Genomic DNA, 13,856 nt, shown 5'->3' on the forward strand with positions numbered 1-13,856 from the left:
CGGGCTCACAGCCCAAACATCAAGCGGCGTCGGCGGACAGCCCCTGTACCGATTTTCACGCCCGCGGGGCGTCACCGCAGGTGAACGGTCGACTCTTATGAAACCGACGCCCGATGAGCGTCTTGATCCGTGACGGAGTCCAGGTCCGGTCCGGCCAGCCGTGCGCCACCGGCCCCTTGGCCGGCACCTGCTCCAGCACGGTGAACAGCTCGTCACTGAGCAGCGGTAATGACGCCGGCCCTTTGGAGGCCAGGGCTCTCGGTCCGCCCTGGGACCGGGCCTGGCGCCAGCGCTGTACCGACCGGACGCTGACCCACAGGTCGTGCGCTATGACCGCGTTCTCGTCACCCCGGACGAACCGCTCGGCCGCCTCCATCCTCAGCTCCTCGCGGAAGACCCGCCGCTCCTCGGTCAGTCCGCCCCCTTGCGCATACCGCATGCAACCGCCATACCGCAGGGACCATGGGCCGTCAGCCCCTGTCGACACCACGCTTTGAAGGTCAATAACCGTGCTGACACGCAGCAGTTCCGCACCGCCGACCGGACGATGTCCCCCACAGCACGACAGTCAGGTCGCTGACCAGCGCAAACTCAGCACTTGCTGTAGCACTCGGCGTGAGAATGACCTGGCCTTTGTCACTCACGTCAGCAACAGATGAGCACCACCCGTCAGTGCCAATCACCAGGTCGCTGAGGCTGCGCCACCGACACTCAGGTGACGATGCCCAACTGACACTCTCCCGCAGACCGTCACATTGCCGAATCAGCGTGGCCTAGGTTCTGTGGGAGTTCGTCCGGCTGGTGGTGTCAGCGCGTCACCGACGCGGATCATTGCAGACCATGGCGGGCCGCCGGAGTGCCCGGAACATCACTCCGGCACCGTGTCCTCGCAACTCTCCGATACTCCCACCACGCCGAAGACCACCGGGAAATGAGTGATCTGTTGGTTTGGGCCCGGCTTGGAGTTGCAGATCTTCCAGTCAGCAGGGTCGTCCACCGGACGGCCCTGCCCGCTTGCGTCCTCGAAGATCATGTCTATTTCGGAGCTCATCTGCTCCTGCGCACGCCCGGCGTTGCCACCGACGACGTCGGGCATGACGGCCGCGACTGGCTCCGGGTTTGCCGAACGGGGTGTCTCGGCAGAACCCGAGCCAGTAGGCGTGCCCGCAGAGACAGCCGGCACGGACGATGCACCGCAGGCGGTGACGGAGGCCAGGAGCGTGACCGCGAAGGCGGATCTCAGAAACTTGGTCATGGTCGTGTCCCCCCAGGGTGACGGCAGTTCGGAACAGTATCCCCGGTACGTCATGTCGCGGAGCCTGTCATCTGGCGTCCTGGCAAACATGAGTACTCGCACTCAGCACAGAACCCCACCGCCCGGGTCGGGCTGCGGGTTCCGCAGGCGTAGGACGGCTACCGCAGCCAGGCCATGCGGCTTAACCATCGGTGACGCCTGGCACCAGCCTTCGCTGAGAATCGCTCAAGCTTCGCTGCGAGAGGTCAGGACTGGCCCTTATTGCAGTCTCCCACCGCGAACCTAGAATCGAACATGTGAACGATCTGTCGCCTGACCTGCCCCGCCTCCGCATCCTGGAGACGTGGCTCGTCCTCACCCTCGACCGGGTACGGCAGCAGATCGCCACAACCGAACGCCGAGAGCAGGAGCGCCAGCGCGGCGAGCAGGCCCGGCCGGCCACGCCCGACCGGATCCTCGAAGGCGGCCTGCACCGCGACTCACCGCCGGTCGCCGTCCACGTCGGCTGCCCTATGGCAGGCACACGCTGAAAAGGCGTGCCCCGGGACGTCGCCCTGCGGGCTCTGAGCGAAGGCATCGAGGCCTGCGGACACTGCCGGCCTGACGCTGAGCTCGGCAAGGGCACCCGCCGGCCTTCCTCGTGCCGGGCCGGGCGGCGTCCTAGGCTGATACCGCTCGGGGCTGGAGGTGTGTCATGCCCCCGAAGGTGTGGACCGGTGCCATCTCGTTCGGGCTGGTCAGCATCCCGATCGCCGTCCTGGGCGCAACCGAGGATCACAGCGTTCGCTTCCGCCGGATCCACACCGTCGACAACGGCCTGGTACGCAACCGCTACTGGTGCGAGATCGAGGACCGAGAAGTCTCCTACGGGGAGATCGGCCAGGGCTACGAGACGGCCGGCGGCCGCATCATCCCGCTCACCGACGAAGAACTGCGGCAACTGCCGCTACCCACCATGCGCGCGATCGAGCTGGTCGGCTTCCTCCCGGCCCCCGACGTCGACCCTGTTCGGATCGGCACCGGCTACCACCTCCAGCCCCAGGGCAGCGTCGCCGCGAAGCCGTACGTGCTACTGCGCCAGGCCCTGCAGCGCGCCTCAAAAGTGGCGGTCGCACCTACGCGTGGCACGACCGTGAACGGCTCGGCCTGCTACAGGTTCGCGGCGACGTGATCGCATTGCACGGTGTGCTCTGGCCGGACGAGATCCGCGACCCCGCCGCCGCAGTCCCGCCTCCGGTCCAGTTGGCGCGCAGGACTCCGCTGTCCTGGGCGCGGGCGATGAGCTCCAGGAAGCCCTGATACGCCTCGGCGCGACACGCCTCCAGGGCCTCGACCCCGGGCAGGCTCATCGTCAGGACGTCGGCGAAGCCTCGGTCGGCGGCCTGCACGGCGCAGACCGTCTCGATGTAGCCGGTGAAGCCGCCGCGCCACGGGTCGTGCGCCACTAGCGCGGCGTCGGGCCGCGGGGTCAGAAATCCGAAGCCCTGTCGGGCTCACCCCGACGGGGCGAAGGCTGTCGACATACAGGGGTGAACCAGTGCATGCCGGGGCGGCTTTGGTATCAGGCGAGGGCGGCGACCAGCAGGGCGAAGGCGGCGACGATGACGGCGACGCGGACGTAGTGGTACCGGTCCCAGCGCTTCATCTGCAGCTTCCAGTCGTCGGGCCGGTTGTCAGGGGTCCACGTCTTGCCCCGGTTGTTGATCGGGACGAGCAGCAGGAGCGACATGATCACGCTGGCGATCAGCAGCGCGGCGGCGGTGACGACGAGGCCGGTGCCGTGGTGGTGCCATCCCGCGACAGCCCAGACCGCGACGAGGACGAGTGAGCCGATGTACCAGAACGGCATCACGGCGCCGAGCATCCGGCCCCCGTGGGAGTGGGCCAGCTGGTTACTGTCCTCCGGGAGGGCGTTGAAGATCGGGTTCATCACGAAGGCGACGGAGAACTCCACCCCCACCATCAGGCCGACGACCACGGTGGTGATGACCTCGAGTGCGCTGAGCATGTTGCCCCTCCCGGGATCTAGCGCTGCTAGCCGATGTAGGCAACGCTAGTACTACTGCCGCTTGCTTGTCTAGCGGTGCTAGGATTCGAGTTATGTCGGTACAGGAACGCAAGGCACGCGACCGGGCGGTCCGCGAGCGCCTCATCGTGGCGACGGCCCGTGAACTCGCCGAGCAGCAGGGCTGGGACGCAGTCACCACGCGCCGGCTCGCCGAGCGCATCGAATACAGCCAGCCCGTCCTCTACAGCCACTTCCGAGGCAAGCGCGAGATCATCGGCGCCGTCGCCCTGGAGGGCGCCGCCGAGATGGCCGTGGCGGTGCGGGCCGCGGCGTCCGCCGCGAACAGCCCGCGTGAGCGGGTCGCCGCCCTCGCCCGTGCCTACCTCGACTTCGCCGAGCGCAACCCGGCGGTCTACGACGCCTTGTTCCAGCTCGACGGCGGCCTGGCGTACGCGCAGGAGGACACCCCGGAGCCGCTGAAGGACGCCTTCGCCGCGCTGCTGGAGAGCCTGGGCGAGGTCGCCGGGGACGGCGTCGCCCCGGGGCTGTTCACCGAGGTGTTCTGGGCGTCCCTGCACGGACTCGCGACCCTGACCCGGGCGGGACGGCTGCCGCCGGAGGACACCAAGCAGAGGGTGGAACTGCTGGTGGACCGGCTCGCTGTGCTCTGACACACCATCCTGGCGGGCACGCGGCCGGGGTCCTCGGATCCCGCCTGCCTACGGCAACGCTTCGGGTCACTCGCGTCCGCACGGCGCAGCCGCAGATCGCCGGGCCCCGCACCCCAGACGGGCACCCGCCCCGGAAGCTGCGATACTCATTGATCACGACCCGATAGGCGCCCTAACGCCGCGTCATTCGCCGGTGCCCTCGTCGTCCTCGTCGAGGTGGACGGTCGCCGGGTCACGCAGTGGGCGCAGGCCCTCGCGTGGCGGGCGGGCAGCGAAGCTGTAGCGGCCCGGGCAGTTGAGGTTGGCGTGCTTCAGCGGGGAGACCCGGGCCACGTCCTCGTCCAGGACGTCGTGCTTCTGCTCCTCGGGCGGCAGGGCCCGCAGGTGGTCGACGGCGGCGTCGAGGTAGCGGGTCGTCCAGAGCACGGCGGCATTGAGGACCAGGCCGAGCGCCCCGGGTTGGTCCTCCTGCCCCGTCCTGTACGACTGCATGATCTGTCCGCGCTTGCCGTGGCAGATGTCGCGGGCGAGTTTGTGACGGGACTCCTGGACGGTGAGCTGCCGGTTCATCTGTCGGCGGTAGGTGTCGTCGACCGGGTCGACGACCCGGAGCAGGTGCAGGGTCTTGGCGATCCGCCCGTACTCGGCGAACGCCTGTCCCAAGGGCGTGGGCCGCCCCTCGCGGCCGAACATCCGCAGCAGGTCGTACGCGCGGACCTGCCCGGTCACCAGCGAGCCGGCGACCCGCAGCATGTCCGGCCAGTGCGTGGTGACCTTGGTCAGGTTCACCTTGTTGCGAGCCAGGTCCTCCAGCGGCCCGTACTCGCCGGTCTCCCCACCAGGGCATCTCCGCCCGCCAGAACCGCTGGTCGCCCAGGTCCTTGAGGCGCGGCGAGAAGTTGAAGCCCAGCATCGTGAACAGCCCGAACACGATGTCGGAGTACGAGGCGTTCTCGGTGGCGACCATCTCCGGCTACACCCCGGCGTCCAGGTTCAGCAGCGCGTCCAGGATGTGCAGAGAGTCGAGCAGGGTGCCCGGCACGACCATCTGCCCGATGCCCGCGACCTGGTCGTCCACGGCATTCAGCCAGGTGATGCCGCGCTTGAAGTGGTAGTACTTCAGCGACGGCCCGGCGTGTTCAGCTTCAACCTGCCGTTGGGCTGCACCTCGAAGCTGAGCTTCGCGTCCTGCCCGGCCTCCTCCAGCCGCTCCGCCATCAACTGCCAGGCCGCATCCAACGCCTTGACCCGACCCTTGAGATGCTCCTCGACCGGCTCGTTCAGGCTCAGCCCCGCCAGAATGTCCTCGCGCACCGCCTCCCACGCCTTGCCGTCCAGCAGCCGCGCCCGCGGGCCGGACCACCGGTTCGACGGCGACGCGAACACGTCCCGGCGCTGAAGCGCGCGGTAAAGCTGTTCCAGCACGCACACCACGTACGCGTCGCGGTCCACCGCCCCGGCCGGGAGGTCCGCGTTGTTGAACACCGCCCGCCGCCAGGCCGGCGGCACCAGCTTGCTGTCGATCTCTCTCGGCAGCAGCGGCTTGTCCTTCACCCGGCGCCGCGACAGCGCGGGCAGCTTCTGCACGGCGGCCAGCACCCGGCGCCCTCCCGACGCGGCTCCGAGCGCCGTCGACTCCCCGAGCAGGGTCAGGAACGGACGGACCGTGTTGTACCGGGCGGCCAGCAGCGCGCGGATCGCCATCTCGGCCCTGTCGTCCCCGGGCGGGCCAAATCCTCCACTGTCGCCGCGACGGCGTTGACCTCCTCGCGCGGGGCGACCGTTTCCACCGCCCGCCACAGCGCGGCCACGTCCAGATCGGTGCCGTGCTCCTCGACCAGGCCCAACTCCTCGGAGAGCACCCGCCAGACCGCCGTTATCACCCGCGACGCCTTCTCCAGCCGGGGCAGCGTCGACAGCCGGTCGTTGTTCGTGGCCCGCTTCGCCGAGCTGATCAGCTTGACCTGCATCAGGATCGCGAACAGGTCCAGGGCGTCGTCGATCGCCGCCGCCTCCAGCGACCGGACCACCGCGGTGACCATCGTCGTGCGCTTCGGCTCCGGGGTACGGGCCAGGTTCGGGGCCTTCGAGCCCAGCCCGTTCTTCGCCGGCGCTGCCAGCCGGTTCGGCGGGATCTGCTCGACCTTCACCTTCCCCAGGCGGAAGGCAGCGATCTCGTCGACCCGCTCCAGAGCCCCCTTTCGAACACGCCAGGTTGCTCCAGCACTTCGCGACCTGGCACCAACTCCGCAAGCTCCGCGCCAAGGCGGCAAAGAGCCCGCTGGGCACCAGTACCACGCAGGAGTGCCGCCAGCAGATCACCCAGGCCGGCGCCTTCCTGGTCTGGCTCGCCGCCCGCGACGTCGCGCTGAGCGCCTGCACCCAGGCCGACCTCGATGCCTGGCACGCGGAGAAGTACGCCACCCGGCGCCGCACAGGCGTTCCTGCGGTGGTGCATGGACAGCACCAGGATGCCGCGGCTGACCCTCCCGAACCGCCCGACCACCAACCCCCACCCGATGGGCCAACACCAGCGCATCACCGCCCTGCAACGGGTCCTCGCCGACGACAGCACCTCGCTGAGGGTCCGGGTCGCCGCCTGCCTGGTCCTGCTGTTCGCCCAGCCCGTCAGCCGGATCGTCCGCATGACGATGTCCTCCGCGAGGGCCAGCACCTTACGCTCCGGCTCGGCGACCCGCCCACCCCAGTCCCCGAGCCGGTGGCCACCCTCCTACTCGACTACCTACAGGCCCTGTCCACAAGCACCCCGGCCATCAACCAGAACTCGCCCTGGCTCTTCCCCGGACGCCGCCCGAGCCAGCCCATGAACCCCGCCACTCTGCGCGACGCGCTACGGCGCCTCGGCATTCCGGTCGGGAAAGGCCGCACGTCCGCCATCCGCCAGCTCGTCCTCCAGGCCCCGGCCCCCGTCATCGCCCAGGCACTCGGCTACCACGACAAGAGCGCCACCCGGGATCGCGACCGAGGCAGGTGCCCCCTGGAAGAGCTACGCGCCCGGCGACCATGCACGCTGAAACAGCCCCACTTTGAGCTACGCGTCAGGCGAACAATCGCACCTCTCGGCTGCCTCCACCTCACAGTGGGAACCATGCTGAACCGAGTAGCCGTCCTGTCCGACATTCACGGAGTCCTGCCGGCCCTGGAGGCCGTGCTCGCCGAACCAGACGTGCGCGCCGCCGACCGCATCGTGCTCACCGGCGACATCACGGCCGGCCCGCAACCGACCCAGGTTCTCGACCTGCTGACCAGCCTCGGCGAACGCGTCGTCTGGATCAGCGGAAACGCCGACCGCGAACTCCTTGAATACCGCCGGGGACAACGCGACACGATCCCCGATCCAATCGCCCCCTGGGCCGCCGAACAGCTCCGCGAGGACCACCTGGATCTTCTCGGCTCGTTGCCACAGTCACTCTCCCTGTCCGTGCGTGGCTTGGGGCAGGTGCTGTTCTGCCATGCCACCCCCCGTGACGACGAAGAGGTCGTCCTGGTCGACTCCCGCCTCGACCGCTGGAAGGAAGTCTTCAGCGGACTCGATGCCGACGTCCGCACCGTGGTCTGCGGCCATACCCACATGCCGTTCGTCCGCCTGGCCCACGGCCGTCTCGTGATCAACCCCGGCAGCATCGGCATGCCCTACGGAAGAACCGGGGCACACTGGGCCCTCCTGGGCCCGGGGGTCGAACTGCGAACCACGAACTTCGATGTCGAGGCCGCCGCCAACCAGGTCAGCCAAGACTCGTCCTACCCCGAAATCACCGAGTGGGCCGACTACTTCCTAAACGCCCGCGCGACCGATGCAGACGCCCTCGAAGCCTTCGCCCCACGGGACGGACGCGACCACGCACCGTGACGCCCATCCCGCTTCTGCGACAACGGGCAGCCGAACACCGACTACACGATCAACGACGCCTACCGATCCCGGGGCCGTTCTAGGCTGTGGCGGTGCGGTAGAACTCGGCTGCCGTGACGGTGGCGGGGACATCGAGTTCGGCGGCGACCTCGATGATCGCGCTGTCGCCGACCGCGAGGTCGGCTTGGCCGTCGGTGGTGAAGTACGGCGCGATGAACGTCTCGTAGTGGGCTCGGACTTCGTCCTCGGTCTGTCCGCCCAGGAACGTCCGCATGTGCCGCACGGTGGTGTCGGGGTCGTTGTGGATCACCTGCAGGGCGCGCCGGTGGGCTCGTACGACGGCCTGGACCGCGGGGTCGTCCGGGTCGATGTAGGTGGGGTCGACGGCCACGCCCACGGTGGGGATGTGGAAGTGGTCGCCAACCCAGGCCGGCACCTGCCAGCCCTGCTCGGTGGCGACTGCCTCGGGCGCCATGGTGCTGCCGACGTAGGCGGCGTCGATCTTGCCCTCGCGCAGTCGGCGCAGGTCCATGCCGTAGTCGCCGGGAGAGCGGACGACGGTGTCGACGTCGCGGTCGGGGTCGAGGCCGGCCTTGCGCAGCACGATCCGGGCGAAGCACCCGGGTGGGGTGTGGGGGGCGTGTACCGCCAGTCGTTGGCCGGCCAGGTCGGTCAGGGAGGTCAGGCCGGGGCGGGCGAGGAACCAGAACAGCGGGTGGTGGGTGTTGACGTTGAGGGCGACCCACGGGATGCCGTCGGTCAGGCGGGAGAGCAGTGCCCGGCCTAGTCCGATGGTGGCGCAGCGGCGCAGCCGTTCGATGTCCCAGGTGCAGCCGTCGCGCAGTGCGACGTGGACGCCCTCGTCGGCGTAGTAGTCCTGCTGGTCGGCGATGTAGGCGGCCAGTTCCTCGTGCAGGCCCCGCCCGACGTAGGCGAGATCGATCCTGTACATGAAGCTGTTCCTCGATCCTGTCATCGCCGCGCCGTCCTGCACGGGCGTGGGACGGCGCGGCGTAGGGTGCTGAGGTGACGGTGCGGCGGATACGGGTCGGGCTGTCAGTCCATCAACATTCCGCCGTTGACCGCGGCTGTGGTGCCGGTCATGAAGGAGTTGTCCTCGCCGGCGTAGAAGGCGACCGCCTGGGCGACGTCGGCCGGGCGTGCCAGGCGGCCCACAGGGGTGAGGGCCACCTGCCGCTGCTTGATCTTCTCGTCGAGCGCGGACCCCATGCGGGTGTCCTCCACCGGGCCGCCTGCGACGATGTTGACCGTGATGCCCTGCGGGCCCAGTTCCTGGGCGAGGTAACGGGCGAACTGCTCCAGGGCGGCCTTGGCCGCGCCCAGCGCGATCATGCCCGGCCGGGGCCGGCGGCTGAGGCCGGTGCTGATGTAGACGATACGTCCCCAGCCCTGTTCGCTCATGGCGGGCAGGACGGCCTTGGTGACCGCGAACGCCGCATGCATCTCGGCGTCGATCTTGCCGCCCAACTCCTCCCACGTCATGTCCTGGAACGACTTGACCGCATACGGGATCAGCGCGTTGTGCACGAGCACGTCGATGCCGCCCCACGCCGCCTGGACCTGTTCGATCATGCTCTCGACGGCCGCTGCCTCGCGCACGTCGGCCTGCACGGCCATGGCCTGCCCGCCTGCGGCCTCGATGTCGACCACGACCTCCTCGGCCGCCTTGGTGTTGCGCAGGTAGTTGACCACCACGCGCATCCCTCGCACGGCAAGGAGACCCGCGGTGGCCGCACCGATTCCGCTGCTGGCCCCTGTCACCAATGCCACCCGGCCGTCTGCCCCAGTCACGAGCCCACCTCCTGATCATCATCGCGGGCCGTCGGAATGACCGCCCGGAGTCCTGCGCCGTCGGTGCCGGGGCCGGCTGAGCGGATCGCCCCGGAGCACGGTGTCGACGGTCGCCCGCAGCAGATCTGCCGCAGGTCGCCCCTCGCGGCGTGTGGCGCTCGGGACGGCGGCGGACGGCGGTACGCGTCTGGCCGTGGTGTGGTTCCACGGTAGGGCACACCGATGACAAAGAGGTCAGCGGCGCGCGTCGCCGGGGGCGAGCAGGTCAGCTCCGAGATCGCCTCGGGAGACGGCTTGAAGTAGCGGCGGACCCCCGGCGGGACGGTCTCCTCACGCCCGCGCGTCCGCGACGGCGTGAGTACGGCGAGCGGCCCAGCTCCGGCGTTGTCGACGGCATCCGGGCCGGCGCCGCTCCCCCACCCACTCCGCAGTCAGCCTCTCCTCTGTCACAACCGAATATGTGAGCTTATACGGGAACCATGGCAACGGAGGATCACCCGAACCCGTGACGCCCCGAGGACGGGGCAGCCGTGCGACTCGGCTGCCCTCCCCGTGAGCGTCATGCTTGCGGCTCGTAGCTCCCAAGGGACGAGCCGGAGCCGTCGTGGTCCGGCCGCACTGTTGCGGCGGAGGAGCTGGAGCTGTTGAAGCTGTCGCGGCCCACCCGTGAACATCTCCTCGCTGCCGAGGACGCCGGCCATCTTCGCGGCGGCTTCCCGGCTGTGCATGCGCCAGCGGACCTCGCGCACTGGCCGCGCCGGCGGGAACCACACACACCACCTCGTAGTCGGGCCGGTGGCGGTACGCGTACTCGTTCGCGAGCTGCGACTTGCCCACACCTCCCGACGGGTCGGCCTCCTGGGCACGGCGCTCAGCATCCGCCAACTCAGCCGTCAGCCGGTTGAGCGTCGCCTGGAGCTCGGTGCCTGCTCGCACCACGAGGCGTGGCCGTCTTCTACAGGTAGGCGGCTCGGTCACCCACGGGCAAGCAGCGGCCCGGACAGCGGATGGCCGACCGATCCTTCCAGCGCTGGGGTGCCTGGTCGCGGCCGGGCTTCCACCCTTCCAGGGAAACTCCGAAAGGCCCTTGAGGCGGCTCATGACGAGAACCTCAATCTGCGTCGGCGCCTGGCCCGCTACGAGGCCGACTGAAACCGCAAAACCTGTCTCCCGCAGGGTCTGGCGCCGCCGGCATCTGGCACCGCGGCAGCCACCGCCAACACCAGAGCGCCACGCCAGTAGCCCGCGGCCGGCACCGGCACGTGCCGGGGGGCGCACGCGGTCGTACCGTCGTGGTAGTCGAGCCATGCGGGGAAATCGCCGGGGCGTCTCCGACCAGTTCAACGACCTCGGCATCCCCACAACCGCTGCCTGGACCGCAGCGATCCGCTGGCAAGCCCTGGAGATGCCCGCCCCCATCGACGTCCTCGGCCGCACGGCTCGACTACCACCGTTCAACAACGGAGCGGTAGTTGAAGGGAGGCTTCGCTCGACTGCGGGCTGCGGTGTGTGTTCAACAAGATGTTCAGCGGCACGGTGAGCTGGTTACGGACAGCACAGCCAGTTCGTCTCGATGCGCGAACGGGCCCGACTTGCTAGGCCTTCCCCCCAGCGAGCCAGCTCATTCCGGGTGGTGAGGGTACTGGGGTGCTCGGCACCGAGCATCCCCTCCCGGACAGGCAGCAGCTCGGCAAACGCGGCGGACCGCTGCAACTTCCGCAGCTCCACAAAAACCCCAGCCTGGAACCGCACCACACTACAAAAAATCCTAAAACGATCACTGCATCCCCAGCCCAGCGCTTCGCTCATCCAGCGATCGGCAACGGATTCGTTACGCGTCAAACACCCCAGACACGCAGAGCACCCGTCCTGCTACGCGAGGGCGAGCGGGGCGCCGGTGGCCGGGCCGACCGACCAGCCGAAGGGCTCGCGTCAGTCGTTCTCGGTTCGGCCCCGCACCCCGAAACGGCAACGCCCAAGTCAGGTCAGTGTATTTATGCTCGGTTGCGGCATATAACCACGTCTGTTACCCAAGATGGAGAAGGTCTCTCCTAGCTGAAGGAGGTCCGCGATGCACATCAAGAGAACTTCGACCCTTCGCGCACTCCCCGCCGCTGCGGCAATCGCGACTGTGGCATCGACAGGCATGCTGGCCGCTGGGCCCGCATCCGCCGTGGAGCCTCCCACAACTCCCCAAGCGACCAAGAACGTTGAGGGCGTGATCATACGCGACACCGGCATTTACTACGGGCCGTCCCTCGACAGCCAAAAGATGGGCTCGGCTGTCAAGGGGCAAAGGTTCACCTTCGCCTGCTGGGTGAACCCCACGAAGACGTACCCGTTCTTCAAGCTGGAGAAGAACGGGTATTACATTCCCCGCGACTTCGTGAACCTCTCCTCCCGCGACCTGCCGGAGTGCACAGCCCCATGATCCCAACTCGCTGCCCCGGCCCGTGAGCAGCGCGGCCGATCGAACGGAGCCGTTCCCCGATCGGCCGCGCAAACTCTGCGCCCAAGTTGATGGGAAAGCATGGCGGAAGCTCGCGGCCAGTGATGCAGCAGTACTACCCCTGGCCCACGGGTGCCAGTCGAGGAAGGCGTCCAGACCGTCGTAGACGCCCTTGCTGACGGCGTAGGTCTTGCCGATCAGCGTCTTCTCGGCCGTCGAGCCGAAGAACTTCACGGTCACCGGGAGCTTGTGCTTCTTCGCCGCCTGCGCGACGGCGGCGGCCGCGGCCGTGCCCAGCGCGCTGTGCCCGCAGCCATGACCGGGGCCATGGCCGGGCGCGAAGGGGTCGTGGATGTACTCGCGCGGGTCGTGGTGGCCGACACCCTTGTTCTGCGAGAGGCCGGGCAGCGCGTCGTACTCGCCACTGAAGCCGAGCACCGGTCCGCCGCTGCCGGAGCTGGGGTCTGCCAACCCAGGGTCTTGCGGGGGCGATTGTTCAGCCGGTCTTCAATCGCGCGGAGGTCCTCGGTGGAGTGGAGCGACAAGTTCGTGCGCTTGGGCAGGTACTGGCGGACGAGGCCGTTCGTGTTCTCGTTGGTGCCGCGCTGCCAGGGGCTGGCCGGGCGGGCGAAGAAGATGCCGTCGGTGAAGTATGGGGCGAGCTCGTGGTGGGCGGGCCATCTCTGAGCCTTGGTCCAGGTGAGGCTTCGGCGGGCTTGCTCGGGGAGTTGGCGAAGGTTGGCGATGAGAGCGTCGCGCAGGTGGCCGGCCGAGTGTCCGTCGGGCAGGGCGATCAGGCGGAGATAGCGGGTGCGGCGGTCGACGAGGGTGGCGACGGCGGTCTGGCTGCGGACGCCGACGACCAGGTCGCCTTCCCAGTCCCCGAGACGCTCACGCAGTTCGACAATAGGGGGCCGGTGGTCGATCAGGACGGCTGGCGCGACGAATCTGGGCATGCGCTGGTCGGGGCGGCGACGCTGCTTGCGCAGTGGACGTCCGGTGCGGAGTTTCCTGGTCAGGGTTCTGCTCAGGCCGCCCTTGGCGCCCTGGTAGAGGGCTCGGTAGATGCTTTCGTGGCACAGATGTCGCTCGGGATGGTCGGGCCAGCGGCACCGCAGATGGGCGGCGATCTGTTCCGGGCTCCACTCCTGATCGAGCTTGGCCTGCGCCTCGGCTCTCAGCTCGGGATCTACTGTCAGCTTCGCCCGACGCGGACGCCCGGCTCGTTCCCGGCAGCGGTGGTGGGCCAAGTCGGCGTCGTAGACGCCGTTGTCGTGTGGGCGGCTGTTGCGCCGCAGCTCACGGCTGACCGTCGACGGCGCCCGGCCGAGCCGGGCAGCTATCTCCCGGATCGTCAGGCCACGCTCGCGCAGCGAGGCAATCCGCCGGCGTTCCAGCAGGGATAGGTACCGGCCGGACCGTGACCTCTCCGGAAGATAATCCGGCTGCATACCTCCGTTCTCCGCCCGCCACCGGTACCCGGTCTTCCGCCCGATCCCGAGCTGCTTGCACACCTCCACGGTGCCCACCCCGGCCGCCAGCAGACGCCAGTACTCGGCCTCGAGCTCCAGCCTGCGCTTACGTCCCCGCCTCGCCCTCAACACACCCCTAATGATCAAGGAATGTTGCGACAAGCGTTAGAACCCAAGCGCCCAAAGCGGGTCACGATTCAGGTTCTGGATCACTTTCAGTGCCGGGGCCACGGAGGGTCACCACAACCGCGATCATGAACGGCCGTGGGTGATGTCCTCTTCCAGGACCTGTGGTTCCACCGGGTCGAAGGTGTTGTG

The 13,856-nt window shown here is 68.7% G+C and carries 12 protein-coding genes and 4 pseudogenes; 6 read left to right on the forward strand and 10 right to left on the reverse strand.

What is annotated here, in order from left to right:
- Window positions 1–55: 55 nt before the first annotated feature.
- Window positions 56–439, reverse strand: coding sequence for a hypothetical protein (locus ACIQFZ_RS41920; protein WP_402693821.1), 384 nt, complete (start codon window positions 437–439; stop codon window positions 56–58).
- A gap of 429 nt (window positions 440–868) precedes the next feature.
- A complete protein-coding gene (locus ACIQFZ_RS41925) occupies window positions 869–1,255 on the reverse strand; it encodes a hypothetical protein (RefSeq protein ID WP_402693822.1) in 387 nt (128 codons plus the stop codon).
- 296 nt (window positions 1,256–1,551) lie between these two features.
- On the opposite strand from ACIQFZ_RS41925, the gene ACIQFZ_RS41930 reads away from it, so the two are divergent.
- From ACIQFZ_RS41930 to ACIQFZ_RS41940, 3 genes and pseudogenes are all read left to right on the forward strand, one after another.
- Window positions 1,552–1,785, forward strand: coding sequence for a hypothetical protein (locus ACIQFZ_RS41930; protein WP_402693823.1), 234 nt, complete (start codon window positions 1,552–1,554; stop codon window positions 1,783–1,785).
- Window positions 1,786–1,791: 6 nt separating this feature from the next.
- Window positions 1,792–1,860 (forward strand): annotated as a pseudogene (locus ACIQFZ_RS41935) (DUF6233 domain-containing protein); the annotation flags it as partial.
- A gap of 89 nt (window positions 1,861–1,949) precedes the next feature.
- Window positions 1,950–2,426: a Ku protein gene (locus ACIQFZ_RS41940; protein ID WP_402693824.1), complete on the forward strand. Its 477-nt coding sequence runs from the start codon at window positions 1,950–1,952 to the stop codon at window positions 2,424–2,426.
- Here the strand turns inward: ACIQFZ_RS41940 and ACIQFZ_RS41945 are convergent.
- Together ACIQFZ_RS41945 and ACIQFZ_RS41950 are read right to left on the reverse strand one after the other, a co-directional pair.
- Window positions 2,371–2,700: a hypothetical protein gene (locus tag ACIQFZ_RS41945; RefSeq protein WP_402693825.1), complete on the reverse strand. Its 330-nt coding sequence runs from the start codon at window positions 2,698–2,700 to the stop codon at window positions 2,371–2,373. The two genes, ACIQFZ_RS41940 and ACIQFZ_RS41945, sit on opposite strands and share 56 nt — an antisense overlap.
- Window positions 2,701–2,816: 116 nt before the next feature.
- Window positions 2,817–3,263 carry an anthrone oxygenase family protein gene (locus ACIQFZ_RS41950; RefSeq protein WP_402693826.1) on the reverse strand — a complete coding sequence of 149 codons (447 nt, stop codon included), beginning with the start codon at window positions 3,261–3,263 and terminating at the stop codon, window positions 2,817–2,819.
- 92 nt (window positions 3,264–3,355) lie between these two features.
- Here ACIQFZ_RS41950 and ACIQFZ_RS41955 point away from each other — a divergent pair, with 92 nt between their 5' ends.
- Window positions 3,356–3,934: a TetR/AcrR family transcriptional regulator gene (locus tag ACIQFZ_RS41955; protein WP_365778248.1), complete on the forward strand. Its 579-nt coding sequence runs from the start codon at window positions 3,356–3,358 to the stop codon at window positions 3,932–3,934.
- 183 nt (window positions 3,935–4,117) lie between these two features.
- Here the strand turns inward: ACIQFZ_RS41955 and ACIQFZ_RS41960 are convergent.
- Together ACIQFZ_RS41960 and ACIQFZ_RS41965 are read right to left on the reverse strand one after the other, a co-directional pair.
- A pseudogene (locus ACIQFZ_RS41960) lies at window positions 4,118–5,497 on the reverse strand (Tn3 family transposase); the annotation flags it as partial.
- A gap of 86 nt (window positions 5,498–5,583) precedes the next feature.
- A complete protein-coding gene (locus tag ACIQFZ_RS41965; protein ID WP_402693827.1) occupies window positions 5,584–6,084 on the reverse strand; it encodes a hypothetical protein in 501 nt (166 codons plus the stop codon).
- A gap of 959 nt (window positions 6,085–7,043) precedes the next feature.
- Here ACIQFZ_RS41965 and ACIQFZ_RS41970 point away from each other — a divergent pair.
- On the forward strand, window positions 7,044–7,805 hold the full coding sequence (locus ACIQFZ_RS41970; RefSeq protein ID WP_365437840.1) for a metallophosphoesterase family protein: 762 nt from the start codon (window positions 7,044–7,046) through the stop codon (window positions 7,803–7,805).
- 79 nt (window positions 7,806–7,884) lie between these two features.
- Here the strand turns inward: ACIQFZ_RS41970 and ACIQFZ_RS41975 are convergent, their stop codons facing one another.
- Window positions 7,885–8,757 carry an ABC transporter substrate-binding protein gene (locus ACIQFZ_RS41975; protein ID WP_402693828.1) on the reverse strand — a complete coding sequence of 291 codons (873 nt, stop codon included), beginning with the start codon at window positions 8,755–8,757 and terminating at the stop codon, window positions 7,885–7,887.
- Window positions 8,758–8,861: 104 nt separating this feature from the next.
- Window positions 8,862–9,617, reverse strand: coding sequence for an SDR family NAD(P)-dependent oxidoreductase (locus ACIQFZ_RS41980; RefSeq protein WP_402693829.1), 756 nt, complete (start codon window positions 9,615–9,617; stop codon window positions 8,862–8,864).
- Between the two features lie 2,218 nt (window positions 9,618–11,835).
- On the opposite strand from ACIQFZ_RS41980, the gene ACIQFZ_RS41985 reads away from it, so the two are divergent.
- Window positions 11,836–12,048: a hypothetical protein gene (locus ACIQFZ_RS41985; protein WP_365433868.1), complete on the forward strand. Its 213-nt coding sequence runs from the start codon at window positions 11,836–11,838 to the stop codon at window positions 12,046–12,048.
- Between the two features lie 195 nt (window positions 12,049–12,243).
- On the opposite strand, the pseudogene ACIQFZ_RS41990 reads toward ACIQFZ_RS41985, so the two are convergent.
- Together ACIQFZ_RS41990 and ACIQFZ_RS41995 are read right to left on the reverse strand one after the other, a co-directional pair.
- Window positions 12,244–12,504, reverse strand: a pseudogene (locus ACIQFZ_RS41990) (amidohydrolase); the annotation flags it as partial.
- Window positions 12,505–12,557: 53 nt separating this feature from the next.
- Window positions 12,558–13,517: pseudogene (locus ACIQFZ_RS41995) on the reverse strand (IS30 family transposase); the annotation flags it as partial.
- Between the last annotated feature and the right edge of the window lie 339 nt (window positions 13,518–13,856).

It is taken from the genome of Streptomyces sp. NPDC093064 (assembly GCF_044754605.1).
GTDB lineage: Bacteria > Actinomycetota > Actinomycetes > Streptomycetales > Streptomycetaceae > Streptomyces.

Excerpts from the sequence above, each read along its gene's own strand:
- ACIQFZ_RS41950 (WP_402693826.1), bottom strand. The coding sequence starts at position 3,263 with ATGCTCAGCGCACTCGAGGTCATCACCACCGTGGTCGTCGGCCTGATG.
- ACIQFZ_RS41925 (WP_402693822.1), bottom strand. The coding sequence starts at position 1,255 with ATGACCAAGTTTCTGAGATCCGCCTTCGCGGTCACGCTCCTGGCCTCC.
- ACIQFZ_RS41955 (WP_365778248.1), top strand. The coding sequence starts at position 3,356 with ATGTCGGTACAGGAACGCAAGGCACGCGACCGGGCGGTCCGCGAGCGC.
- ACIQFZ_RS41940 (WP_402693824.1), top strand. The coding sequence starts at position 1,950 with ATGCCCCCGAAGGTGTGGACCGGTGCCATCTCGTTCGGGCTGGTCAGC.
- ACIQFZ_RS41920 (WP_402693821.1), bottom strand. The coding sequence starts at position 439 with ATGCGGTATGCGCAAGGGGGCGGACTGACCGAGGAGCGGCGGGTCTTC.
- ACIQFZ_RS41975 (WP_402693828.1), bottom strand. The coding sequence starts at position 8,757 with ATGTACAGGATCGATCTCGCCTACGTCGGGCGGGGCCTGCACGAGGAA.
- ACIQFZ_RS41970 (WP_365437840.1), top strand. The coding sequence starts at position 7,044 with ATGCTGAACCGAGTAGCCGTCCTGTCCGACATTCACGGAGTCCTGCCG.